We start from the raw sequence: 23,787 nt of genomic DNA, 5'->3' as shown, positions 1-23,787 counted from the left end.
ACCGCCATGGCCGACCGGCCACGGCGGTCATGTTGCGTGGGAACCGTCGTTAATCTCATGGAAACCAACGAAGCCGCGAATGCCGCATCTCAGGGCTTTCCCTGATCGACAGTTGTCCGCGCTGCAGCCAGTATCCGCAGATACGGCAGAAACACGGGTGATTCGGCGCAAGGCGAGAGCAGAACAGAAGGACGCAAGCGCCACCGCAATCGGAGGGCATCATGAGAATGATGTACCGTTGGGTCGTGCCTACGAGTGGCCTGCCAGCCTGCGGAGCAGCAAGCGTCGGACTGCTCTTGTCCTCCCTCCCGCTCGGCGCCCAGACGGTCGGGCCGAGCCCACCGACGATCACGGCGACGATCAATGTCACGGCGGGCACCACGACCGTCGTCGGCAGCACGAATGTCGCGACGGCCGGTGCCACGAACGCAAGCAACGTCACCGGTGGCACGCTCGTCATCGACAGTCTGGCAGGCCCCCTTCCCGGCGCGATTACCTTTCAGGCATTGAACGGCAATGCGCTCCAGGCCAATGGCGGCGCGATCACCGTGCCAAACGGCAATCTCAGCATCCTGACCCAAGGCGGCCACGCAGTTCTTGCCAATGGCGCGACCAGCAGCGCAATTCTCGGCGGCGTTTCGATCACGACGACCGGCGTTGGAGCGGCACTGGTTGCGATCGGCGGCAGAATCGACGCAACCAACGTCATCGTCAACAACACCGCGACCGCAACCCCCACCATCTCGGCTGGCCATGGCGCGATCGCGGAGGGCGGCGGCGCCGTCAATCTTCATAGTGGCACGAGCATCACGACGGCTGCGTTCAACTCCGTCGGTCTCGGGGCTTCAGGTGCCGGCAGCCGCGTCATTGCGGACGTTCTCATTCCGGTCACGATGAATGGCGGCGGCTCGATGGGGATCTATCTCCATGACGGCGGCCAGGTCAGCATCCTTCCCGGGTCGACGTTTCAAATGAACGGCACCGGCAATGTCGGCATAGGCGTCGACAATACGACGGTGGCACTTGGAACCATCGGCAGCGGATTAACTATCAATCTCAACAACACTTCGGGCGGACCGGGCAGCACCGGCCTCTTCGCCGCGAACGGTGGCTCGCTCAACATCGCGAATGTGACGGTTCAAGGCTCCAATGCCGCTGCCGGTGCCTGGGCGAGAGACAATAGCAGCATCACGCTGTCGGGGAGCAGCGTCATCAACATCAACTCCGAGCAGGGCCCGAACGCCTACGTGCTTCAGACGGCCAATCTCGCGACGGCCGCCGGCCCCGTCGCCTCGGTCTTCAGCCTGGTCGGCGCGATTCCGGTCAGCGGTCTGCTGGCACAGGGAGCCGGAGCCCTGATCACCAGCACCGGCACGACCATCACTGTGACCTCGAGCAATGGTGCGGCCGGCGCCGATGCCGGCCTCGGCGGCACCGTCGACATGACCGACAACACGATCACCACGACGGGGACGAACGCATTCGGCATCCGCGTCGATTCCAACGGCACCGTCATCGGGCGCGCTTCGCGCGTGACCACTTCCGGAGCACGTGGCGCCGCCCTCTTCATCAATGGCGGGCCGGGCTTGATCGACCTGACCGGCACGACTGTGCAGGCGACGGGTTCGAGCACCGTTGGCCTTTCCTCGTTGAACATCACCCCAGCCAGCGTGAACATCGTCAGGCTGTCGGGCGGCGGTCTCGTCAGTACGACCTCGACCGCGGTCGAGGCACAAGGTCCGCTCAATCTCACCACGGCTGGAACGGTCGTGACCGGCGGTGGCGGGCTCCTGCTCCAGACCTTCGCCAGCACCTTCGGCCCGGCGCAGCCAACCGCCGTGCAGTTTGACGCCTCGAACGGGAGCGTCCTGACCGGCGATGCGCTCGTCGCCGCGCAGACCACCGCCAACATCAGCCTCGCAACCGGCTCGCAATGGACGGGGGCGGCCTTCGACGTGACCAATGTCACGGTCGACCCGACCAGCACCTGGACGGTCACCGCGAACTCGACCGTCACGCAGCAGGTCGCGAATGCCGGGCTGATCCAGTTCACGCCGCCGGGTGGCGATCCAACGAAATTGGGCAGCTACAAGACGCTGACGACACGGAATTATTTGGGCGCAGGCGGAACGCTCGGGCTCAACACCTTCCTCGGCAGTGATGGCTCTCCCTCGGACCGGCTGGTGATCAACGGCGGCGTTGCCAGTGGCAATTCGTTCCTGCGCGTGACGAACACCACGGGCCCGGGCAATCTCACCATCGGCAACGGCATCCTGGTGGTCGACGCGATCAATGGTGGCACGACCGTGCCTGGAGCCTTCGCGCTCGGCCGGCCGGTGGTCGCGGGCCCTTATGAGTATTCACTGTACCGCAGCAGCGTCGACGCCTCGGGTCCGGAAAACTGGTACCTGCGCTCCGAGATAACCCCTGCGCCGCCCGGTCCCGGACCGACGCCATCTCCACCAGGAACGGGCATCCCGGATTTTCGGCGCGAAACCTCGCTCTATGCGGCGCTGCCGGCGATGCAGCTGATCTATGGCCGTACCCTGATCGACAGCCTGCATGAGCGCGTCGGCGAACTCGCGCCGCTGGAAGCGCCGGCGGTCAGCGAGGAGCGCACGATCTGGTGCAAGAACCCCGACAAGAACTTTCGCTGCACGACCACCGTGCGGCTGCCGGCGAGCGCAGCCGCACCCGGTCGCTCTTATGCCTCGGCCGGCTGGGCCCGGATCATCGGCACCCATGGCAACCAGGATGGCGGGCCCTGGGGCATCTTCCGCAACGGCCCGAATTACGACTACGACCTCTATGCCTTCCAGGCCGGTCTCGACCTCTATCGCAGCGTGAGCGCCGACGGCTCGCGAGACCATGCCGGCATCTATGCCGCGATTGGCCGGATCGAGGGCGACGTCACCCATTTCAACGGCATCAGGGCCGGGCGGAACACCATCGATGCCTACTCGCTCGGCGGCTACTGGACCCATTTCGGGCCGTCGGGCTGGTATCTCGACGGCGTCGTCCAGGGCACCTGGTATGATGCCAAGGCCGATTCCAAGCGCGGCTTCATCCTCAACCGCGACGCGTTCGGCTTTGCCGCCTCGCTCGAGGGCGGCTATCCGCTCCAGCTCGGCTACGGCGTCATCCTCGAGCCGCAGGCGCAACTGGTCTATCAAACGATTTCGAACGGGAGCGCCTCCGACACGGCAGCGCTGGTGCGCTTCTCCGATGCCGACTCACTCGCCGGCCGGATCGGCGCCCGCCTTGCGCGAAGCTGGACGCTGGAGGACGCCACTGGCGGCGTCAAACCGCGGATGCTGACCGCCTGGCTGAAGGCCAGCCTCTGGAACGAGTTCTTGGGCAATCCCAAGACCGCGTTCTCCTCAGCCACCGGCTTCATCCCGTTTCGCGCCGATCTCGGCGGCAGCTGGGCCGAGTTCAAGGTCGGCGCCGACGCGCAGATGACCAGGAACACCGCCCTCTACGCCAGCGCCGGCTACTCGATCGGCCTCAACGGCCGCTCGCATGCCTATGACGGCAGGCTCGGCATCAAGGTCAGCTGGTGAGCCGCAACACCAAAGCGAGGAATTGACGGGCGCTGATGCAACCAGCCGCCCCTCTGGCGCAGAACCGGCCACGGGCGGGCTGCAATCCTGCTCCCACGGCTCGTCGCCTTACTGCGACTGTAGCGAGCATGGCTTGAGGCAAAGTCTCTCTCAGCCCCCAGGCTGCGCCACGATGCGGATATAGGGCTTGGGTTCCCTCCAGCCATCCGGGTAGAGCTGCTTTGCTTCATCGTTCGACACCGAGCCGGCGATGATCACGTCTTCACCCTGCTTCCAGTTGGCGGGGGTCGCGACCCGGTGCTTCGCCGTCAGCTGGAGCGAATCGATGACACGCAGAACCTCGTCGAAATTCCTCCCTGTCGTCATCGGATAGACCAGGATCAGTTTGATCTTCTTGTCCGGCCCGATGACGAAGACATTGCGCACGGTCTGGTTGTCGGCCGGCGTCCTGCCATCCGAGGTGCCGGATGTGCTGGCCGGCAGCATGCCGTAGAGCTTGGAGATCTCCAGATCCGGATCGCCGATCATCGGGTAGTTCGGCTTGTGGCCTTGCGTCTCCCCGATGTCCTGCGCCCAGCGTGCATGGTTCCCGACCGGGTCGACGCTGAAGCTGATGATCTTGACGTTGCGCCGATCGAACTCGGGCTTGATCTTGGCCATGTAGCCGAGCTCGGTCGTGCAGACCGGCGTGAAATCCTTGGGGTGGGAGAAGAGCACACACCAGGAATCGCCGATCCAGTCGTGGAAGCGCATGCGCCCTTCCGTCGTTTCGGCCTCGAAATCAGGTGCTGTACTGCCGAGCTGGAGAATCATCACAAGCCTCCTGTCGCAACGACCTTGTCGCACAGGCCGATATTAACACGGAACGGCTGGGCGAAGGACATTCGCGACCGGCCACTGGACCAGATCAATGGTGGCGTAATACCAACGGCCGCTGAGGCTGACTCACGGGGTCTTTTCGGCGGCCCGGTTCACTGATTCCATAGGCGCGAGGAGGATTCGCGCCATGCCAGCTGCGGTGAAGCTTCGGACGCACTACTCGGCCTTTGACCTGCGACGGATCGCGGCCGGGTCGAGGCACGCCAACCAGAGCCGACGGCTTCTCTCGTTGGCCGCGGTTCTCGACGGCATGGATCGGGAGCAGGCAGCGCGGATCGGCGGCATGGACCGCCAGACGCTGCGTGATTGGGTCCATCGGTTCAACGAACGCGGCCCCGACGGACTCCGCGACATTCGATCCAAGGGACACCCGCCCAAGCTGTCGAAGGACCAGTTGATCGCACTCGCCGAGATCGTCGAGATCGGCCCCGACCGCGCCGTTCATGGCGTCGTGCGCTGGCGTCGCATCGACCTGCAGAAGATCGTCCTCGAGCGCTTCGGCGTCGACTACCACGAGCGCACGATCGGCAAACTGCTGAAGCAGATCGGCTTCACTCACATCAGCGCGCGGCCGCACCACCCGGCCCAGGACAAGCGCGTGATCGAGGCGTTCAAAAAAACTTCGCGGTGACGCTGAAGGCCCATCTCGCTCACCTCCCGAAGCGCAGGCCGATCGAACTCTGGTTCCAGGACGAGGCCCGCATCGGCCAGAAGAACGGCCTTGTCCGGCAATGGGCCAGGCGCGGAACGAGGCCGCGCCAACCGGCCGACCAGCGCTACGAAAGCGCCTATCTCTTCGGAGCGATCTGTCCGGCACGGGGCGTCGGCGCAGCGCTCGCCATGCCCTTCGCCGACACCCACGCCATGCAGGCCCATCTCGACGAGATCGCCAGGACGGTGGCCAAGGGCGCGCATGCGGTCTTGCTGCTCGATCGCGCCGGATGGCACACCACCGGCAAGCTCGTCGTGCCCGCAAACATCTCCCTGATCTTTCTGCCCTCCCGCGCCCCGGAACTGAACCCGGTTGAAAATGTCTGGCAGTATCTGCGCGCCAACTGGCTCTCCAACCGCGTCTTCGACACCTACGACGGTATCATCGACGCTGCCTGCGACGCATGGAACCGCCTCGTCGCACAGCCAAAGACCATCACCTCAATCGGAATGCGAGAGTGGGCTCATGTCGGTCAATCATGAGGGCCGTTGGTATAAGGCAGGCCATCGCGGCGAACGCAGGCAATCAGCCCTGACGCGGCCGCCCCCCGATCTTCAACAAAAACCACGTCCCAACACTGTCGCGGTCGATCGAAGTCGACCGCGACTGCTCGCGCTTGCAGCTCAGGCCGCCTCGGCCAGGAAGCGTTCCGCGTAATGGCAAGCGACGAGCCGCTCATCCAGCTGGCGCGCCACCGGGCGCTCGGCCCGGCAGAGATCGGTCACATAGGGGCAGCGGGTCGAGAACACGCAGCCCTTCGGCGGATCGAGCGGCGACGGCAGCTCGCCGCGCAGCACGATGCGTTCGCGCTTTCCTGCCGCCACGCTTGGCGTCGAGGCCAGCAGCGCCTGTGTGTAGGGATGCAAGGGCCGAGCGAAGATCGCATGCTTCGGGCCATGCTCGATGGCGTGGCCGAGATACATGACCATCACGTCATGTGCGATGTGACGCACGACGCCGAGATCATGCGAAATGAAGAGATAGGCGAGCTTGAGCTCGTCCTGAAGGTCGGCCAGCAGATTGAGCACCTGGGCCTGGATCGAGACGTCGAGCGCCGAGACCGGCTCGTCGGCCACCAGCAGCTTCGGCGAGAGGATGAGCGCGCGCGCGATCGCGATGCGCTGGCGCTGCCCCCCCGAGAACTGATGCGGATAACGGTTGTAGTGCTCCGGACGCAGGCCGACCTTGGCCATCATCGCCCGCGCCCGCTCTGTCCGCTCCGCCTTCGTCAGCGCGGTATTGATCAGAAGTGGTTCTTCCAGGATCGCGCCGATCTTCTTGCGCGGGTTCAAAGAGCCATAGGGGTTCTGGAAGACGAGTTGCACGGTTCGCCGCAGGCGCTTGGCTTCGCCCGGAGGAGGCGTGACGGCGTCAAGACCGTCGAGCATCAACGCGCCCGAAGTCGGCTTCTCGATCAGCGTCGCCATGCGGGCGAGCGTCGACTTCCCGCAACCGGATTCGCCGACGACGGCGAGCGTCTTGCCGGCTTCCACGGAGAAGGACACGCCGGTGACCGCCTGCAACTGGGCCGGCGCGCGGAGGAAGCCGCGATTGACCGAATAGACCTGTGTCAGTTCGCGCGCTGTGACGATGGGAGTGCTCACGATGTGCTCTCCACCGTCACGGGGTGAATGCCACCCGCCGCTCTGGCCTTCTCCCGCTCCGGATCGCCGAGCGGGTAGTGGCAGCGGATCTGCCCTCCCTGCCAGGGCCGGAGATCCGGGCGCACAAGGCGCGAATGATCCGTGGCATAGGCGCAGCGCGGGCTGAACAGGCACCCCTGCGGGCGGTCATGCGGGCCGGGAACCATGCCGGGAATCGTCGCGAGCCGGTGCTCGCCTTCGCTGCGCTCCGGCAGGGCGGCAAGAAGTGCTGCGGAATAGGGATGCTGGGGGGCCGCGAAGAGGGACGCCACATTGCGCTCCTCCATCACCTGCCCGGCATACATCACCATGATGCGCTGCGCAGTCTCCGCGACCACGCCCATATTATGAGTGATCAGGACGAGCGCCATGCCGCGCTCCTTCTGCAGCGACATCAGGAGATCGAGGATCTGCGCCTGGATGGTGACGTCGAGCGCCGTCGTCGGCTCGTCGGCGATCAGCAGCCGGGGGTTGCACGCGATCGCCATGGCAATCATGACGCGCTGGTTCATGCCGCCGGACAATTGATGCGGGAAGGCCTTGAGGCGGCTTTCCGGCGCAGGGATTCCAACCTGTTCGAGCAGCTCGATGCTGCGCCTGCGCGCCGCCTTGCTATCCATCCCCTCATGCGCCTTCAGCGTCTCGGCCAGCTGGAAGCCGATGGTGAAGCAGGGATTGAGGCTGGTGCTCGGCTCCTGGAAGATCATCGCGACATCCTTGCCGGTGAGCTTCCGGCGCTCCCGATCGGAGATCTTGAGCAGGTCGCGCCCGGCAAAGGCGAGTCGGTCGGCCTTGATTCGGCCGGGATATGCGACAAGTCCCATCAGCGCGAGCATGGTGACGCTCTTGCCTGAACCGGACTCGCCGACCACCCCGAGGATCTCTCCTTCCTCGAGCGACAGGCTGACACCGTCGACCGCCCGCATCACCCCCGTAGAGGTCGGGAACTCGACACTCAGATTCTCAACTTCGAGCAGCGGCATGGTCAGCGCTTCAGTTTGGGATCGAGGGCATCGCGAAGGCCATCACCGAGCAGATTGAACGCCAGCACGGTGATCAGGATCATCAGGCCCGGCAAGGTGACGACCCACCAGGCGCGCAGCACGAATTCACGCGCATCGGCCAGCATCGTGCCCCATTCGGGCGTCGGCGGCTGGGCGCCAAGGCCGAGGAAGCCGAGCGCCGCCGCGTCGAGGATCGCGGTGGAGACGCCGAGCGTCGCCTGGACGATCAGAGGGGCGGCGCAATTCGGCAGCACTTCCTTGAACATCAGGCGTAGCGTGCCGGCACCGCTGACGCGGGCTGCGATGACATAGTCCTTGGAGGTTTCGCCAATCACCGCCGCACGCGTGATGCGGACATAGTGCGGCAGCACCACGATGGCGACCGCCAGCATCGCGTTCATCAGGCCCGGCCCGAGGATCGCGACGATGACGATGGCGAGCAGCAGGCTCGGCATCGTCAGGACGATGTCCATCAGCCGCATGATGACGATTTCGGTGATGCCCTTGAAGAAGCCGGCAACCAGGCCGAGCGCGATGCCTGCCGCCATGGCGATGGCAACGACCACGATGCCGATCACCAGTGAGAGACGCGCGCCATGAAGCAGTCGGGACAGGATATCGCGGCCGATCGCGTCGGTGCCGAGCGGATAGGCCAGCGAGCCACCCTCCTGCCAGAAGGGTGGCTTGAGGAAGACGGCATTGTTGGTGAGATAGGGCGAGTGTGGCGAGAGGACATCGGCGAACACCGCCATCAGCAACACCGCCACGATGACGACGAGCCCGGCAACCGCGCCGCGATTGGCGCTGAAATAGCTCCAGAACTCGCGCAGCGGATGCGGCGGCGTGCCAGCCGGCACGGCAGCGGAGGGTGCTTCAAGCGTTTCGGCAGTCATCTGTCAGCGTCCCGCGAAGAAATCAGCCATGTCACGATCACAGGTCCTTCAGCGCGCATGTCTGATGCGTGGATTGATCAGGCCGTAAAGCAGATCGACCAGGAGGTTGACGCTCATGACGACGACGCCGATTAACAGGGTGCCCCCCTGCAGGACCGGATAGTCGCGCCGGCTGATCGCCTCGATCAGCCATTTGCCGACTCCCGGCCAGGAGAAGATCGTCTCGGTCAGAATCGCGCCGGTAAACAGCACGCCGACCTGCAGACCAATGACCGTCACCACCGGAATGAGCGCATTGCGCAGCGCGTGCAGCGCAATGACCCTGAGAGGCGCCATGCCTTTGGCGCGTGCCGTGCGGATATAGTCCTCACCGAGCACTTCAAGCATGGCGGAGCGCGTCATCCGGGCAATGACCGCAAGCGGGACCGTACCCAGGACGATCGCCGGCAGGACGAGATGCGACAGCGCCGACTTGAAGGCGCCGAAATCGCCCGCCAGCAGGCTGTCGATCGTCAGGAAGCCGGTTACCGGCTCGATATAATACTGCACCGCGATGCGGCCGGAGACCGGCGTGATACCGAGCTGCACGGAGAACAGCAGGATCAGCAGCAGGCCCCACCAGAAGATCGGCATGGAATAGCCGGTCAGGGACAGTCCCATGACGCCGTGATCGAAGATCGAGTTGCGTTTGACCGCAGCCAGGATGCCAGCCGGCAGGCCGATCGCCAGCGCCAGGAAGATCGCGCACAGCGCAAGCTCGATCGTCGCCGGGAACAGCGCCGAGAATTCCGAGATGACGCTTTCGCGTGTCACGATCGACTTGCCGAGATCACCCTGCAGGACACGGCTGATATAGATGCCGTATTGCGTCAGAACCGGCTTGTCGAAGCCGAACTCCTTGCGCAGAAGCTCGTGGCGGGCCGGATCGATGCCACGCTCGCCGGCCATGGTTTCGATCGGATCGCCCGGGACCAGCCGGATCAGGAAAAAGGCGAGCAGCGTGATGCCGATGAAGGTCGGAATCACCAGGCTGACGCGGGTCAGGATGAAACGCAGCATGGATGAGCCAGTCTTGTCGGGGTACCGGCGGCCTGAAGCATGGACCGCGAACGGGATGTTTCGTCCTGCTATTGCAAATTAGAACTATATCCTAATGCGAAGACCAGGAAACGCTGCAAATCGAGGATATCGTCGGCGATGTAGCGCACCGTGAACGCGTCGAGGCGCTCGATGCCCTTCAGCATGACGAGGTACTCGACCGGCTGCCGATAGAGGAAGCTGAGTTCCAGCGTGATCGGGCCCGGCAGCCGATAGGGGACGATCCCCGCCCGGCGTGCGATGGCGCGCTGCACGCCCTCGGCAATCAGCTCGTACGAGGCCTCCGGCATCAAGGTGCGCGCCGAGAGGCGGCTATGCGCCCATTTGACCGTGACGGCCTCGATATCGGGCAGGAGCGCCCTGGTCTCCTCGATGCAGACATCATCGCCGCTGACCAGCAGCACGGGCGTGCCGAAATGCCCGGCGATCGCGGCATTGATCATCGCTTCCGGGGCCGAGACGCCATTGACGCGAACCTCGCGCAGCGAAGCGCTGCGAAAGGTGTGCGCCAGGATGCCGTCCGGGTTGGTGGCGCCAGCGTGGTAGCCGATGAAAAGCGCGCCGGCATACTCGCCCGACTCCATGCCCTGCATCATCGAGAGCGGGCGCGGCCAGGATCGGACGACCTGGACTGCCTTGGGCAGGCGGTCCAGCAGCAGGTTCTGCGCGTTGCCATGGCTGTCGCTGATGACAACCTCGCTCGCCCCAGCCGCGAAGGCGGCGTTGGCGGCGGCGGCGACGCTGTCGGTCATCCAGATGCGCGCCGACTGATACTCAAACCCTTCGGGGCGCGTGTGCTCGCGCGTCACGACACCGGCGATGCCCTCGATATCCGCCGAAATATAGATCCGCATGATACTGCGCCCCCGCCACCAATTGTATTCGGGCGCGGTTCGCCTCTCCGCGCCCGAATGTCAACGTCATTTCGCCAGCGATACACCGGTAAAGGGCTGGCCGCCGAAGAAATGGATCTTGTAGTCTTTCACATCCTTGCGCACCGGCGTGAAGGCCTGCGCGTTTGCAAAGAGCAGACCCCCGACATCTTCCTGGAAAATCTCCTGCATGCGCAGGAACATCTTGGTGCGCTCGCCCTGATCCGTGATCGTATTGGCCTTGGTCAGGAGGTCGGAGAATTCCTTGTTGCACCAGCGGGCACGGTTGGCACCGGTTTTCACGCCATCGCAATGCCAGCCTGACAGCAGGATCTGGCTCGGATCCGGATAGTCCCAGGTGTAGCCGAACATGCCGACCTCATGGTCGCCGGCGCGGCCGCGCTTGAGATACTCACCCCATTCGAAACTCTGGATCTCGGCCTGGACGCCGATCTTCGCCCAGTCCGCCTGAATCAGCTCGGCCGCACGGCGTCCGTTCGGCATATAGGCGCGAACGACGGGAATGGCCCAGAGCGTGGTCTTGAAGCCGTTCGGCAGGCCCGCCTCGGCGAGCAGGGCCTTGGCCTTCTCCGGATCATAGGGGCGCGGCTTCAGGCCTTCGTGATGCGACCAGAGCGATGGCGGGACGATCGCGGCTGTCTGCTTGCCGGTGCCCTGATAGACTGCATCGATGATCGCAGGGATGTTGGTCGCATAGACCAGTGCCTCGCGCACCCGCTTGTCGTCAAAGGGCTTCTTCTGCTGGTTGAAGGCGAGGAAGCTCTGATCGGCAATGCTGCCGGAGAGCATCGTCAGATTGGGATCGGCCCGCATCGCCGGCAGGTCGCCGGGATTCGGATAGCGCGCGATCTGGCATTCGCCCGATTTCACCTTGGCGAACCGCACCGAGGCATCCGGCGTGATCACGAAGATCAGGTCGTTGACCAGCGCCATGCGATCCCGGTTTCCGGCCGCCTTGGTCCAATGGTCGGGCACCGCGCGAAAGCGGATCGTGGCGTCCTTCTGGTAGGCCAGCAACGAGAATGGGCCGGTACCGATCGGCGCCTGGTTGACCTGCTCGGGCGTGCTCGCCTTCAGCATCGCATCGCCATATTCCGCCGACAGGATCGACATGGGCTCGACCGAAAGCGCGCTGAGCAAGGGTGCGTAGGGCCGTGACAGGATGAGCCGGACGGTCTGGTCATCGACCTTCTCGACCGCCTTCAGGCTGGGCCGGACGATCTCGTTGAAGAACTGATAATTGGTGCTGCCGACCTTATGGTAGGGATGGTTCTCGTCGAACATGCGCTGGAACGAAAAGACCACGTCATCGGCCGTAAAGCCGCGTGTCGGCGTGAACGCCTTGTTCGCGTGCCATTTCACCCCGCTGCGCAGCTTGAACGTATAGGTCAGCCCATCCTCGGAAATGGTCCAGGATTCGGCCAGGCTCGGAATGATCTGGGAACCGCCGCGCTCGGTGGCGACCAGGCGATCATAGATCTGGGCCGCCACGTCGTAAGCCGTGTTCTGCGAAGAGAACTGCGGATTGAGGAAGTCGGGACTCGCCTCTGAGCAGACGACGAGCGTTTGAGCCGCGACCGCGCCAGCCTGTAAAGCTAACGCAACGGCAGACGCCGCTGCGAAATGTCTAATCTTCATGACGCTCTCCCGAAGTAAAAAGGGCGCGGCCTCTCGGCCGCGCTCCAATCAATGCATCAGTCGGGGCGGGGCCTCAATTGATGTCAACGCCATAGAAGGTATGCCTGCTGAACGGGGATAGCTTGAAGTCCTTCACTTCCTTGCGGACAGGCTTCAGTTGCACCGCATGCGCGATGGTGAACCAGGGCGCCTGCTCCTTGAAGATCACCTGGGCCTGGCGATAGAGCTCGGTGCGCTGCGCCGTATCGGTAATCTTCTTGGCCTTCTGCACGATGTCCTCGAAGGGCTGGTAGCAGAACTTCGCGACGTTGCCGCCATTGTTCTTCGACGCATCGCAACCCAGCAGCGTGTGCAGGAAGTTGTCCGGATCGCCATTGTCGCCGGTCCAGCCGAACATGCCGGCCTGATGCTCGCCCGCCTGCAGGCGCTTGCGGTACTCGCCCCACTCGAAGGTCTTGATCTCGGCCTTGATGCCGACCTTGGCGAGATCCGCCTGCATCAGCTCCGCGATGCGCTTGGCGTTGGGGTTGTACGGCCGCTGCACCGGCATGGCCCAGAGGTCCATCTCGAAGCCGTTCGGATAACCCGCCTCGGCAAGCGCCTTCTTGGCGGCCTCGGGATCGAAGGGATCGTCCTTCACGGTCTCGTTGTAGGACCACATCGAGGGCGGAATCGGATTGATCGCCGCGATGCCGCTGCTCAGATAGACGGCGTCGATGATCGCCTTCTTGTTGATCGCCATGTTGACGGCATGGCGCACCTTGACGTCGTCGAACGGCTTCTTGGTGGTGTTGTAGGCGAGATAGCCGATGTTCAGGCCCGGCTGCTCCAGGATCTGGACATTGGCGTCCTTCTTCATCGCGTCCAGATCGGCCGGGTTGGGATAGGGCATGACATGGCATTCGCCCTTCTGAAGCTTGGCCCAGCGGACCGAGGCATCCGGCGTGATGGCGAAGATCAGGTCGTCGATCTTGGCCTTGCCGGCCCAGTATTCCGGGAACGCCTTGTACCGGATGATCGCGTCCTTCTGATACTGCACCAGCGAGAACGGCCCGGTTCCGATCGGATCCTGATCGATCTTCTCGGGCGTGCCGGCCTTCAGCATCGCATCGGCATATTCCTTCGACTGGATGCTGGCATATTGCATCGCGAGGTCTGACAGGAAAGGCGCCTCAGGGTTGTTCAGCGTGATCTTGACGGTGTAGTCATCGACCTTCTCGACCGACTTCAGCAACTTGGGCATGCCCATGTCGTTGAAATAGGAATGATTCGAGCTGGTGACTTTGTAATAGGGATTATCTTCTTTCCACTGCCGGTCGATCATGAAGATGAAGTCGTCGGCATTGAAGTCGCGCGTCGGCTTGAAGGCACGGGTATTATGCCACTTCACGCCCTTGCGCAGGTTGAATGTGTAAACCAGCCCATCGTCCGAAACCGTCCATTTCTCGGCCAGAGCGGGGAGGACCTTGGTCCCGCCGCGTTCGAACTGGACGATAGTGTCGTAAATCTGGGTATTGGCATCGAACGACGTGCCTGTCGTGTTGATGCTCGGAGCGAAGTTCTCGGGACTACCTTCCGAACAATAGATCAACGTCTTGGCTGACAGCGGTCCCGCCGCCATCAGGGCAGCCGCCGACAGCGTGGCGAACAGGATTTTTTTCATGGTCAGCTCTCCCACTTAATGACCCTCGGGCCGGATTGGTCCGCGCCCAGTTCCGCCGAACCCGCCCTGCCCGCGGCAGGATCGTCGGCCCGAACGGAAGTTGGTCCCGATTGAGGCTGAACCTATTGGAATGCGCAGAGAGTGGGTAGCTGATTTTCTGGGGTTATGAACGCCGATCGGACCTGAGCCCGGGACGGCCTCGCCACCGCATAAACCGGCCAGTCCCGGCCCTGCTTTCGCAATGGATGAGCGGCCTCGCTGCGGTGGCCGTCGCATGCTCACCAGGCCTATGCTGGGCAGGATCAGCTTCGCGGACCACTGCCGCCGCCAGCGCAGATCCCGCCGGCGCGTATCTGTTTTTCTGGGAACCTTTTCCGTCGCTTTCCATCTCTTACAGAGGGAGGAGATCGCCCATGCCGCAGGTTCGAAGAGATGCGCTCGACTCTATCTCGGTGCTCAACGACCTCGATCTGGCGCGCCGGGCGCTCGCGCGCGACGGCGATGCATTCCGCACGATCATGCGGACGCATAATCAGCGGCTCTACCGTCTCGCCCGCAATGATAGCGAAGCCGAAGACGTCGTGCAGGAGGCCTATCTCCGGGCCTTTACCCATCTCGAGAGTTTTCGCGGCGACTCCACGCTTGCCACCTGGTTGTCCCGCATCGTCATCAACGAAGCGCTCGGGCGTCTGCGCAAGAACCGGAAAGAGGCGGAACTCGCGCGATCCAGCGACCGGGGCGCCGCCGCCGCGCAGATCATTCAGTTTCCTTGCAACACGAGTTGTGACGATCCAGAGCGGGCCATGGCGCAACGACAGATCCTTCACCTTGTCGAGCGGGCAACCGACAATCTCCCCGATGCCTATCGCTCGGTCTTCATGGCCAGGGTCATCGAAGGCCTGAGCGTCGAAGAAACGGCGGAATTGCTCGGTCTGCGGCCCGAAACCGTCAAGACCCGTCTGCACCGGGCCAGACACCTCCTGCGCAAGCAGCTGGACGAACAGATCGGTCCCGTCCTGCTCGACGCCTTTCCATTTGCCGGCCGGCGCTGCGAGCGCCTGACCGGCGCGGTGATGAAACGGCTCGGCTTTCCCTGATCAATCCGGGAACGTTTTCGATCCCGCAGCATCCAATGATCGTCAATTGAAAGACAAAGCCTGAAGCAATTAAGCGATCAGGCAAAGGAGGTTCCATGTTCACGCGACAGAACACGGCATTGGCCGCACTTGGCCTTCTCGGTGCGATGTCCTTGGCGCAAGCCGCCGACACGCCGACCGATCCGCAGATCGCGCACATCGCCTATACCGCCGGCACGATCGACGTCGAGGCGGCAAAGCAAGCCATCGCGAAATCCAAGAACAAGACCGTCGTAGCCTTTGCCCATGACATGGTTCGAGACCATGAAGCGGTGAACAAGCAGGCGCTCGACCTGGTCAAGAAGCTGAAGGTCAGCCCTGAAGACAACGATACCAGCCGCGCCTTGTCTCAGGCCGCGACAGCGGAGCGGAGCAAGCTCTCGAAACTCCAGGGCGCAGCCTTCGACAAGGCCTATGTCGATAACGAAGTGGCCTACCACAAGCAGGTGAACGGCGCGCTCCAGACACTGCTGATCCCCTCGGCAAGCAACACCGAGCTGAAGGGCCTGCTCGAAACCGGCCTGAAGATTTTCCAGGGCCACGAGCAGCACGCCGCACATGTCGCAGCCGAACTCCGGTGAGGACAAGATCATGTCGTTGAAGCGGCGCCTCTGGGCCATTGCCGGACTGTCGCTGACTCTGGGCGCTGTTCCGGCACAAGCGGAAACCATTCAGGTCGGGATCGACCGGCTGGTGTTTTCGCCTGCGGAGATCACCATGAAGGTCGGGGACACCGTCGAGTGGCTCAACAAGGACATTCTCGCCCACACCGCGACCGTGAAGGGCGGGATGGACGTGATGATCCAGCCGAAGAAATCGGCGAGTCTGGTCCTGCAGAAGATGGAAACGGTCGAGTATTACTGCCGCTTCCACCCCAACATGAAGGGCCGCATCACGGTGTCGGCGCCATAGCCGCCGACATCCTGGCTTCGCGGTCGCGACAGCACCCGGCGTCACGACCGCGGAATCCGAGGAGGCCCTGCCCATGACCAGCGCCGCTGCCCGACCAGCAACCGCCTTCGTCCTTGCGGGAGGTGGCAGTTTCGGCGCCATCCAGGTCGGCATGCTGCGATCGCTCGCGAGCCAGGGCATTGCAGCCGATATGGTCGTTGGTTCAAGCGTCGGAGCGCTGAATGGCGCCTATTACGCGGGGAACCCCACGCTTGAAGGTGTCCAACGACTGGAGACGATCTGGCGCGGACTGCGCCGGCGCGACGTGTTCCCGTTGAGCTGGCGCACGATGCTCGGCTTCCTGTACCGGCGGGACTTCCCTATCGCCTCGGATCCGTTGCATCGGCTTGTTGAGCGCAATCTCTCTTACGCCAATCTGGAGGACGCAAAGATCCCGATGCATGTCGTCACGACCGACATTCTCTCGGGCGAGACGGTCGTGCTTTCGGAGGGCTCGGCTGCGCAGGCCATCATTGCGAGCGTGGCGATACCGGCAGCCTTCGCGCCGGTACGGTTCAACGGCCTCTATCTCGCCGATGGCGCGATATCGAGCAACACGCCGGTCAAGGTCGCAATCGCATGCGGCGCCAAGCGCCTGATCGTTCTCCCCACCGGCTACGCCTTTGCTCTTGACAAGCCACCGGTCGGGGCCGTCGCAAGCGCGCTGCATGCCTTGACGCTGCTGATCGTGCGGCAACTTTTCAGCGAGCTGCAAGGGCTCGACGGCAGCATCGATTTCTTCGTCCTGCCGCCGCTCTGCCCACTCGCCGGATCGCCCTATGATTTCTCGATGACCAGCGAGCTGATCGAACGGGCGGCGAAGAGCACCGACGCCTGGATTGCCGACGGCGGCCTCGACCGGCCGGGCGCTCTTGCCCATTTGAGCACACACAAGCACTCGGGATCACAGGGTGAATGCGGCAGCGTGCTCTCTCATTGAGGCCGCTCCTCTCGAAGAATCCTAGCGCGTCAAGCGCGAGGCAGCGCGCTTGACACCCATGCCTCAGATTAGACAAAAATATTTGATTTGGAATTTACAGTCCATCTACCGCCTGTTATGGCTCCCGCAACGATCGGGAAGATCGGGGGGATGAATGGCTGCCGACAGGGTTGTTTGCCGGAAGGGCGCGATTTACGGCGACGAGATCCTGGAGGTCGCGGCGCTTCCCACGATCCGCAGACGCCATTACGGCCGCGTCGTCGGCGTCGCCCTGATCGTCGTCGCCCTGGCCTTCATCGCCAAGGCCTTCTCCGAGGGCCAGATCGAATGGAAGATCGTTGGCCAGTTCTTCACGGCCCCGGCCATCCTCTTCGGCCTTCTCAACACGATCTGGATGACCTTGTACGCGATGGCGCTGGGCATCGTGCTCGGCGTGATCTTCGCGATCATGTACATGTCGCCCAATCCCGTGATCAGCCGCTGCGCGGTCGCCTATATCTGGTTCTTTCGCGGCACGCCGCTGCTGCTCCAGCTTCTGCTCTGGTTCAACCTCGCTCTGGTCTTCCCCACCATCTCGATCCCCGGACTCTTCGAAGCCCGCATGGTCGACGTGATGACACCCTTCGTCGCGACGCTGCTTGGGCTCGGCCTGAATCAGGGCGCCTACACGGCGGAGGTCGTGCGCGGCGGCATTCTCTCGGTCGATACGGGCCAGGTCGAGGCGAGCAAGAGCATCGGCATGACGCCGCTGGCGACGCTGTTCTACATCGTGCTGCCGCAGGCGATGCGGGTCATCGTGCCGCCGGTCGGCAACGAGGTCATCAGCATGGTCAAGCTGACCTCGATCGCCAGCGTGATCGGCTATAGCGAAGTCCTGCGCAACTCACAGGACGTCTATTACGCGAATGGCCGCGTCATCGAGCTCCTGATCGTCACCGCGTGCTGGTATCTCGCGGTCGTGACCTTGCTCCAGATCGGCCAGCACTTCATCGAGCGCTATTTCTCCAAGGGCTATACCCGGCGCAACGGGGTGCCCGCTCCGGCCGCGTCGGCGTGAGGTGGCCATCATGAACGAGATGGTCCGCGCCGCCGGCGTCAACAAGGTCTTCGGAACATTCGCAGCACTGAAGGACGTCTCGCTTGCGGTCTCGCGCGGCGAGGTGACCTGCATCATCGGCCCCTCGGGCTCGGGCAAGAGCACGTTCCTGCGCTGCATCAACCAGCTTGAGCGCCCCGATTCCGGTGCGATCGTCATCGACGGCGAGCTCATCGGCTATCATCGCACCAAACAGCACCTGCTGGAGCTCGCCGACAAGGAGGTTGCCCGGCAAAGGCTGATGACCGGCATGGTCTTCCAGCGCTTCAACCTCTTCGCGCATCTGACGGCACTGCAAAACGTGATGCTCGGGCCGATCAAGGTCCAGGGCAGACCGCGGCGCGAGGTCGAGAAGGAAGCGGTGACGCTGCTTGAGCGGGTCGGTCTCGCCGATAAGCGTTTCAACTATCCCAGTGAACTCTCCGGCGGCCAGCAGCAGCGCGTCGCGATCGCCCGCGCGCTGGCAATCCAGCCGAAGCTGCTGCTTTTCGACGAACCGACATCGGCGCTCGACCCCGAACTGGTGGGTGAAGTCCTGAACGTCATGCGCGATCTGGCCCGCTCCGGAATGACCATGATCGTGGTGACGCATGAGCTCGCCTTCGCCCGCGAGGTCGCCGACCATGTCGTCTTCATGGATCAGGGCGCCATCGTCGAACGAGGTGCCCCCGGCGCCATCCTCGTCGATCCGCAGCACCCCCGGACACAGAACTTTATCAAAGCGGTCCTGAAGTGACCGAGCAGGAGGAAAGCCCCATGAAAAGATCGATTGCCCTTGGCGCCGGGTTGGCAGCGCTGCTCGCCTGCTCAGTTGCCCATGCCGACGACTCGCTCACGAAGGTCAAGCAGGCCGGCAAGCTCGTCATCGCGACGATGCCGAACTATCCGCCGATCACCTACAAGGATCCCGCCACGAGCAAGCTGACCGGCTTCGACATCGACCTCGGCGAGGCCATTGCCGCAGAGCTCGGCCTCAAGGTCGAGTGGCAGGAAATCGCCTTCGCCCAGATGCTCCCCTCGCTCCAGACCGAGCGCGTCGACACAGCTCTCGCCGGAATGAGCGACACCGTTCCGCGGCGCGAGATCGTCGACTTCGTCGACTATATGCGCTCCGGCACCCAGTTCTATACGGGCGCCCAGCAGGCAGCCAAGATCAAGACCCCGGCCGATCTGTGCGGCAAGAAGGTCGGCGCCAGCCGCAGCACCAACAACCCGCAGCGCATCGCCGAATGGAGCACCGCAAACTGCGAGTCCAAGGGAGCGCCTGCGATCACCGTGGTCGGCACCGAAGGCTCGGTCGACGCGCGCAACCAGCTCAAGACCCAGCGCATCGACGCCTCCGTGCAGGGCAATGAGACCCTGCCCTATTTCCAGGCAATGGAGCCGAACACCTATGTCCTGCTCGGCGAACCCTTGACCGAGGAGATCACCGGTCTGCCGGTGCTGAAGACGAAGCCGGCACTGCGCGATGCCATCAAGGATGCGCTCGACAGGCTGGTGAAGAACGGCACCTATGCCAAAATCCTGGACAAATACGGCCTCGCCCGGAACGGTATGAGCGAGATCAAGATCAACAGCGCCAAGTGACACCCAATAGGTGACACGCAAAGGGGCGGCGCCTGCCGCCCCTTTCGCCTATCCCCCGCCTGAGCCTTGCCCTGTCTGTGCGGGGCTCAGGCCACCACGTTCTGAACAACAGGAAGCTGAAGAGATGTCGGAGCAGAAGAGTGGCGCCAACAAGATGTGGGGCGGACGCTTCACGACGGCGCCGGCGGAGATCATGAAGAAGATCAATCCGTCGATCGGCTTCGACTATCGCCTCTACCGGCAGGACATCGCCGCCTCGAAGGTCCATGCCCGGATGCTGGCGCGGCAGGGCATCATCGGGGAGGCGGACAACGAGACAATCCAGGCAGGGCTCGACCAGATCCTCCGGGAGATCGAGGAGAGCCGCTTTACCTTCAGCGTCGATCTCGAGGACATTCACATGAATGTCGAGGCGCGGCTGAAGGAGATCGTCGGCGAGCCGGCGGGCCGGCTTCATACCGCTCGCAGCCGCAACGACCAGGCCGTCACCGACGTCCGCCTGTGGATGCGCGATGCGATCGACGGGCTCGATGCGGTCGTGCAGGAACTGCAGCGCGCCCTGATCGAACGCGCCGGCGAGCATGTCGAGACCCTGATGCCGGGCTTCACTCATATGCAGGTCGCGCAGCCCGTTACCTTCGGCCACCATCTCATGGCCTATGTCGAGATGTTCGGCCGCGACCGGCAGCGGCTGGCAGGTGCTCGCGAGCGCACCAATATCTGCCCGCTGGGCGCCGCCGCCCTGGCCGGAACCGCCTTCCCCATCGACCGGCATTTCACGGCCGAGCAACTCGGCTTCTCCGCCCCGACCGAGAACTCGATGGATTCGGTCGCCTCGCGCGATCACATCGTCGAGCTGCTGTTTTGCTGCTCGATGCTGGCCGTGCATCTCTCGCGCATCGCCGAGGAGATCACCTTGTGGTGCAGCGACGGCTTCCGATTCATCGCCCTGTCGGACGCCTTCACGACCGGCTCCTCGATCATGCCGCAGAAGCGCAATCCCGATGCGGCCGAACTCGTACGCGGCAAGACCGGGCGTGTCGTCGGCTCGCTGAATGCCCTGCTCATGACCGTCAAGGGTCTGCCCATGACATTCATGAAGGACATGCAGGAAGACAAGGAGCCCATGTTCGACGCATTGGAGACAGTCCAGCTCTGCGCCGAGGCCACGACCGGCATGATACGCGACCTGACCGTCCGCCCGGACCAGATGCGCAGCTTCCTGGAACGCGGCTTTCCGACCGCGACGGACCTCGCCGACTGGCTCGTTCGCGAGGGCGGCATCCCCTTCCGCGACGCCCATCACATCACCGCCAAGGTCGTCGCCAGGGCCGAGGCCAAGGGCTGCACCTTGAGCGCGCTTGATATCGAGAGCATGCGGGACGTCGATCCGCGCATCACCGAGAAGGTCTACTCGGTGCTTGCGCCGGAGCATTCGGTGAACAGCCGCCGCAGCTATGGCGGAACCTCGCCGGATGTCGTGCGGGAAGCGATCGCACGGGCAAACGCGCGCTGGCTGTGACGCCCGGCATCTGCGCGAAACCAGGGGGAAGTGCTGCCGTTCCGCAGTGAGCCTGCAGCCTTTCCGTTCGATGGAAGGAATGAGCCTTGAAATTCGATATCTTCCAGATGGAGCGCAATCAGACGCTCTTCGAGAACGAGGTGGAGATCAATCTCACCGAGAGCGGCGTTCATCCCTGGGCGATCGAGGACATCCTCCCGCCAAGCGAGATGCAGGACCTGCTCAAGCTGCCATTGGGCTATGGCTGGACCGATGGCCGGCCTGACCTGAGGGCGAATATCGCCTCATGGTATCCGGGAGCCGGGCCGTCCAACGTTCTCGTGACCAATGGCTCCTCCGAGGCGACGATGATCGCGCTGATGACGCTCGTCGAGCCCGGCGAGCGCATCGTCTTTGCCGTCCCCAATTTCATGCAGGTGGATGGTCTTGGCCGCGCACTCGGATTCGACGTCCAGCGACTTGAACTGAGCGGTGACAATGGCTGGCAGTTCGACCCCGCCAGCCTCGATACGGCCGCGGCGGGAGCCAAGGTCATCGCCGTCACCAATCCGGCCAACCCGACCGGCAGCGTGCTGACGCAGGAAAGCCGCGACGCGCTTGTCGCCGCGGCAAGGCAGAGCGGTGCCTGGCTGCTGGTCGACGAGATCTATCGCGGAGGCGAGATCGACGGGCCTGAAACCCGGACGCTCTGGGGCACCTATCCGCGACTGGTGGTGACGAGCAGCCTGTCGAAATCCTTCGCCTGTCCGGGCCTGCGCCTCGGCTGGATCGTCGCACCAGTCGACGTGGTTGCCGGCGCCGCGGAACGTCAGGACTATACGACGATCGGCAGCGGCATCCTGAGCCAGATCCTTGCGGCAGCAGTCATGAAGCCCGATACGCGCAGCCGTCTCCTGTCGCGTGGCCGCGACCTGCTGCGAACCAATGCCAATCTCGTCGGCGACTGGATGTCGCGTCATCCCGGCTGGTCGTGGAAGCGGCCGGAGGCGGGCGGCATGGCCTTCCTGCGCTATCCTCTCAACCTGCCGTCCGAGGAATTCTCCCGCCTGCTTCGTGAGGAGGAGAGCGTCTTCGTCGTCGCCGGCAGCTGGTTCGGGATCGAACAGCACATCCGGATCGGCATCGGCGTGCCGACCGAAACGCTCGCCGAGGGGCTGAAGCGCCTCGACCGGTTTCTGGTCCATCACGCGGGGTGAATGCGGTGGATGACGCGGTCAGCCGTGGACGGGACGATCTGGCCCGTCTCGTTGCCATTCCCTCGGTCAGCGCCGAGGGACGCGGCCTGAACGAGGCGGCGACCCTCGTCCGGGATCTGCTCGACGACGCTGGCTTCGTCACCGAGATCCACCCTGGCTCGGTCGGTCCCTTCGTCGTCGGCACGGCTGGCGAGGGACCGCTGACCGTCGTGATCTACAATCACTCCGACGTGCAGCCGGAGGGTGACGCGGCGCTCTGGCTGAGCCCGCCCTACACCCTGACGGAACGCGATGGCCGCCTCTATGGCCGCGGCGCGGCCGATGACAAGGGCGAATTCGCCAGCCGTCTTGCCGGCTGGCGCCGCTTCCAGGCCCAGCAGGGCGGGCCGCTTCCGTTCCGGCTGATCTGGATCGTTGATGGCGAGGAGGAGATCGGCAGTCCTTCGCTCGAAGGCTTCCTGGCGAAGCGCTTCGCCGGCGAGCGCGCCGATCTGTGCTGGTGGGAATTCGGCGAGATCGATGCCTCCGGCCGGCCTGTCATCCTGTGCGGTTTCAAGGGCATCACCGCGATCGAGCTGCGCTGCCGCACCGCGAGGGGCGACCTGCATTCGAGCTACGGGGCGGTCTACGACAATGCGCTCTGGCGCATCTGCGCCGCTGTCGCCTCGATGCGCGACGCCGCGGGGCGGATCACGATCGATGGCTTTTATGACGATGTGCGGGCGCCCTCGGCTGCGGAGCGCGCTACCGTACTGCCGCCGCCCTTCTCGCTTGCCAGCGTCAGTGCTGCGACGGGCGGGGAGCGTACGCTGAACGGCGTCGGCGACCAGAACTTCTTCTCCGCGATGAATTTCGCTCCCTGCCTCAATGTCAATGGCATCGGCGGCGGCTATCAGGGCGAGGGAGCCAAGACCGTGCTGCCCGCGGAGGCTTTCGCCAAGCTCGATTTCCGACTTGTGCCAGATCAGGCTCCAACGCGCGTCGTCGAACTTGTGCGAGACCATCTCGAACGCATCGGCATGGCGGATATCGAGGTCATCGTTCACGACGCCATCGTCAGGCCGGTGCGCAGCGACGCCGGTCACTGGTTCGTCGCCGCCTGCTCGGAGATTCTTGAAACTGAGTTCGGCCGCCTCCCGATTGTCCAACCCAGCTCCCCGGCGTCGGGCACCGCCCATCCCTTCATCGACCATCTCGGCACCGATGTGTTCGGGATCGGCCTCACCCACCACGGGGCGCAGTTGCACGCGCCGAACGAAAACATCGAGATCGATCATTTCGAACGGATGGTCGCGGCGTCCTGCGCCATCTTCAGGATGCTGGCGCGCCGTGCGAATGCGGACCAGGGCGCCATCTAGCGCGGCCTGTCATTC

20 protein-coding genes are annotated in these 23,787 nt (G+C 63.8%); 12 read left to right on the top strand and 8 right to left on the bottom strand.

The annotated features are described in order from the left end of the window. Positions 1–221 precede the first annotated feature (221 nt). Positions 222–3,563 carry an autotransporter outer membrane beta-barrel domain-containing protein gene (locus AC1DW9_RS08225; RefSeq protein WP_476775317.1) on the top strand — a complete coding sequence of 1,114 codons (3,342 nt, stop codon included), beginning with the start codon at positions 222–224 and terminating at the stop codon, positions 3,561–3,563. Positions 3,564–3,713: 150 nt separating this feature from the next. Here the strand turns inward: AC1DW9_RS08225 and AC1DW9_RS08220 are convergent, their stop codons facing one another. Then, complete coding sequence (locus tag AC1DW9_RS08220) at positions 3,714–4,376, bottom strand: peroxiredoxin (RefSeq protein ID WP_476775316.1); 663 nt, start codon at positions 4,374–4,376, stop codon at positions 3,714–3,716. A gap of 193 nt (positions 4,377–4,569) precedes the next feature. On the opposite strand from AC1DW9_RS08220, the gene AC1DW9_RS08215 reads away from it, so the two are divergent. Then, positions 4,570–5,636, top strand: a protein-coding gene (locus tag AC1DW9_RS08215; protein WP_476775315.1) for an IS630 family transposase whose coding sequence is annotated in 2 segments (ribosomal slippage) — positions 4,570–5,056 and positions 5,056–5,636 — 1,068 coding nt in all. Because the reading frame shifts where the segments join, the coding sequence is not laid out codon by codon here. A gap of 141 nt (positions 5,637–5,777) precedes the next feature. On the opposite strand, the gene AC1DW9_RS08210 is transcribed toward AC1DW9_RS08215, so the two are convergent. From AC1DW9_RS08210 to AC1DW9_RS08180, 7 genes are all read right to left on the bottom strand, one after another. Next, positions 5,778–6,758 carry a peptide ABC transporter ATP-binding protein gene (locus AC1DW9_RS08210; RefSeq protein ID WP_441487820.1) on the bottom strand — a complete coding sequence of 327 codons (981 nt, stop codon included), beginning with the start codon at positions 6,756–6,758 and terminating at the stop codon, positions 5,778–5,780. Beyond that, positions 6,755–7,780 (bottom strand): ABC transporter ATP-binding protein, encoded by a 1,026-nt coding sequence (locus AC1DW9_RS08205; RefSeq protein ID WP_441487819.1) that lies wholly within the window; start codon positions 7,778–7,780, stop codon positions 6,755–6,757. The genes AC1DW9_RS08210 and AC1DW9_RS08205 overlap by 4 nt, the downstream gene beginning before the upstream one ends. A 2-nt stretch (positions 7,781–7,782) precedes the next feature. Then, entirely contained in the window at positions 7,783–8,694 is a 912-nt protein-coding gene (locus AC1DW9_RS08200; protein WP_441487818.1) for an ABC transporter permease subunit, read from the bottom strand. 48 nt (positions 8,695–8,742) lie between these two features. After that, on the bottom strand, positions 8,743–9,753 hold the full coding sequence (locus tag AC1DW9_RS08195) for an ABC transporter permease subunit (RefSeq protein WP_069879020.1): 1,011 nt from the start codon (positions 9,751–9,753) through the stop codon (positions 8,743–8,745). Between the two features lie 68 nt (positions 9,754–9,821). Beyond that, complete coding sequence (locus AC1DW9_RS08190; protein WP_441487817.1) at positions 9,822–10,646, bottom strand: M55 family metallopeptidase; 825 nt, start codon at positions 10,644–10,646, stop codon at positions 9,822–9,824. 66 nt (positions 10,647–10,712) lie between these two features. Beyond that, the gene (locus AC1DW9_RS08185) at positions 10,713–12,323 is read right to left on the bottom strand and encodes an ABC transporter substrate-binding protein (protein WP_476775314.1); all 1,611 of its coding nucleotides are present in this window, start codon (positions 12,321–12,323) and stop codon (positions 10,713–10,715) included. Between the two features lie 73 nt (positions 12,324–12,396). Next, complete coding sequence (locus AC1DW9_RS08180) at positions 12,397–13,986, bottom strand: ABC transporter substrate-binding protein (RefSeq protein ID WP_441487815.1); 1,590 nt, start codon at positions 13,984–13,986, stop codon at positions 12,397–12,399. A gap of 413 nt (positions 13,987–14,399) precedes the next feature. Here AC1DW9_RS08180 and AC1DW9_RS08175 point away from each other — a divergent pair, with 413 nt between their 5' ends. The 10 genes from AC1DW9_RS08175 to AC1DW9_RS08130 all read left to right on the top strand — a co-directional run bounded on the left by AC1DW9_RS08175 (position 14,400) and on the right by AC1DW9_RS08130 (position 23,772). Continuing rightward, on the top strand, positions 14,400–15,083 hold the full coding sequence (locus tag AC1DW9_RS08175) for an RNA polymerase sigma factor (RefSeq protein ID WP_476775313.1): 684 nt from the start codon (positions 14,400–14,402) through the stop codon (positions 15,081–15,083). A 95-nt stretch (positions 15,084–15,178) separates the two neighbouring features. Continuing rightward, the gene (locus AC1DW9_RS08170) at positions 15,179–15,703 is read left to right on the top strand and encodes a DUF4142 domain-containing protein (RefSeq protein WP_441504266.1); all 525 of its coding nucleotides are present in this window, start codon (positions 15,179–15,181) and stop codon (positions 15,701–15,703) included. A gap of 10 nt (positions 15,704–15,713) precedes the next feature. Further along, entirely contained in the window at positions 15,714–16,034 is a 321-nt protein-coding gene (locus AC1DW9_RS08165; protein ID WP_441504501.1) for a cupredoxin domain-containing protein, read from the top strand. A gap of 73 nt (positions 16,035–16,107) precedes the next feature. Next, positions 16,108–17,013, top strand: a complete 906-nt coding sequence (locus AC1DW9_RS08160) for a patatin-like phospholipase family protein (RefSeq protein WP_476775312.1) — start codon at positions 16,108–16,110, stop codon at positions 17,011–17,013. A 154-nt stretch (positions 17,014–17,167) separates the two neighbouring features. Further along, the gene (locus AC1DW9_RS08155) at positions 17,168–18,070 is read left to right on the top strand and encodes an amino acid ABC transporter permease (RefSeq protein WP_441504264.1); all 903 of its coding nucleotides are present in this window, start codon (positions 17,168–17,170) and stop codon (positions 18,068–18,070) included. 10 nt (positions 18,071–18,080) lie between these two features. Beyond that, a complete protein-coding gene (locus tag AC1DW9_RS08150; protein ID WP_441487809.1) occupies positions 18,081–18,845 on the top strand; it encodes an amino acid ABC transporter ATP-binding protein in 765 nt (254 codons plus the stop codon). Positions 18,846–18,865: 20 nt separating this feature from the next. Beyond that, entirely contained in the window at positions 18,866–19,696 is an 831-nt protein-coding gene (locus AC1DW9_RS08145) for an ABC transporter substrate-binding protein (RefSeq protein ID WP_441504263.1), read from the top strand. A 124-nt stretch (positions 19,697–19,820) separates the two neighbouring features. Next, on the top strand, positions 19,821–21,218 hold the full coding sequence (argH, locus tag AC1DW9_RS08140; protein WP_476775311.1) for an argininosuccinate lyase: 1,398 nt from the start codon (positions 19,821–19,823) through the stop codon (positions 21,216–21,218). A gap of 86 nt (positions 21,219–21,304) precedes the next feature. Continuing rightward, a complete protein-coding gene (locus tag AC1DW9_RS08135) occupies positions 21,305–22,414 on the top strand; it encodes an aminotransferase class I/II-fold pyridoxal phosphate-dependent enzyme (RefSeq protein WP_476775310.1) in 1,110 nt (369 codons plus the stop codon). Positions 22,415–22,419: 5 nt separating this feature from the next. After that, positions 22,420–23,772 (top strand): M20/M25/M40 family metallo-hydrolase, encoded by a 1,353-nt coding sequence (locus AC1DW9_RS08130; protein WP_476775309.1) that lies wholly within the window; start codon positions 22,420–22,422, stop codon positions 23,770–23,772. Positions 23,773–23,787 lie beyond the last annotated feature (15 nt).

The organism is Allobosea sp. P4_E12 (genome assembly GCF_056401655.1).
This window is presented reverse-complemented; position numbering and strand designations above follow the sequence as displayed.

Coding starts and splice junctions, on each gene's coding strand:
- AC1DW9_RS08145 (WP_441504263.1), top strand. CDS start 18,866: ATGAAAAGATCGATTGCCCTTGGCGCCGGGTTGGCAGCGCTGCTCGCC.
- AC1DW9_RS08165 (WP_441504501.1), top strand. CDS start 15,714: ATGTCGTTGAAGCGGCGCCTCTGGGCCATTGCCGGACTGTCGCTGACT.
- argH (WP_476775311.1), top strand. CDS start 19,821: ATGTCGGAGCAGAAGAGTGGCGCCAACAAGATGTGGGGCGGACGCTTC.
- AC1DW9_RS08170 (WP_441504266.1), top strand. CDS start 15,179: ATGTTCACGCGACAGAACACGGCATTGGCCGCACTTGGCCTTCTCGGT.
- AC1DW9_RS08160 (WP_476775312.1), top strand. CDS start 16,108: ATGACCAGCGCCGCTGCCCGACCAGCAACCGCCTTCGTCCTTGCGGGA.
- AC1DW9_RS08225 (WP_476775317.1), top strand. CDS start 222: ATGAGAATGATGTACCGTTGGGTCGTGCCTACGAGTGGCCTGCCAGCC.
- AC1DW9_RS08150 (WP_441487809.1), top strand. CDS start 18,081: ATGAACGAGATGGTCCGCGCCGCCGGCGTCAACAAGGTCTTCGGAACA.
- AC1DW9_RS08205 (WP_441487819.1), bottom strand. CDS start 7,780: ATGCCGCTGCTCGAAGTTGAGAATCTGAGTGTCGAGTTCCCGACCTCT.
- AC1DW9_RS08200 (WP_441487818.1), bottom strand. CDS start 8,694: ATGACTGCCGAAACGCTTGAAGCACCCTCCGCTGCCGTGCCGGCTGGC.
- AC1DW9_RS08180 (WP_441487815.1), bottom strand. CDS start 13,986: ATGAAAAAAATCCTGTTCGCCACGCTGTCGGCGGCTGCCCTGATGGCG.
- AC1DW9_RS08185 (WP_476775314.1), bottom strand. CDS start 12,323: ATGAAGATTAGACATTTCGCAGCGGCGTCTGCCGTTGCGTTAGCTTTA.
- AC1DW9_RS08155 (WP_441504264.1), top strand. CDS start 17,168: ATGGCTGCCGACAGGGTTGTTTGCCGGAAGGGCGCGATTTACGGCGAC.
- AC1DW9_RS08195 (WP_069879020.1), bottom strand. CDS start 9,753: ATGCTGCGTTTCATCCTGACCCGCGTCAGCCTGGTGATTCCGACCTTC.
- AC1DW9_RS08220 (WP_476775316.1), bottom strand. CDS start 4,376: ATGATTCTCCAGCTCGGCAGTACAGCACCTGATTTCGAGGCCGAAACG.
- AC1DW9_RS08175 (WP_476775313.1), top strand. CDS start 14,400: ATGCCGCAGGTTCGAAGAGATGCGCTCGACTCTATCTCGGTGCTCAAC.
- AC1DW9_RS08190 (WP_441487817.1), bottom strand. CDS start 10,646: ATGCGGATCTATATTTCGGCGGATATCGAGGGCATCGCCGGTGTCGTG.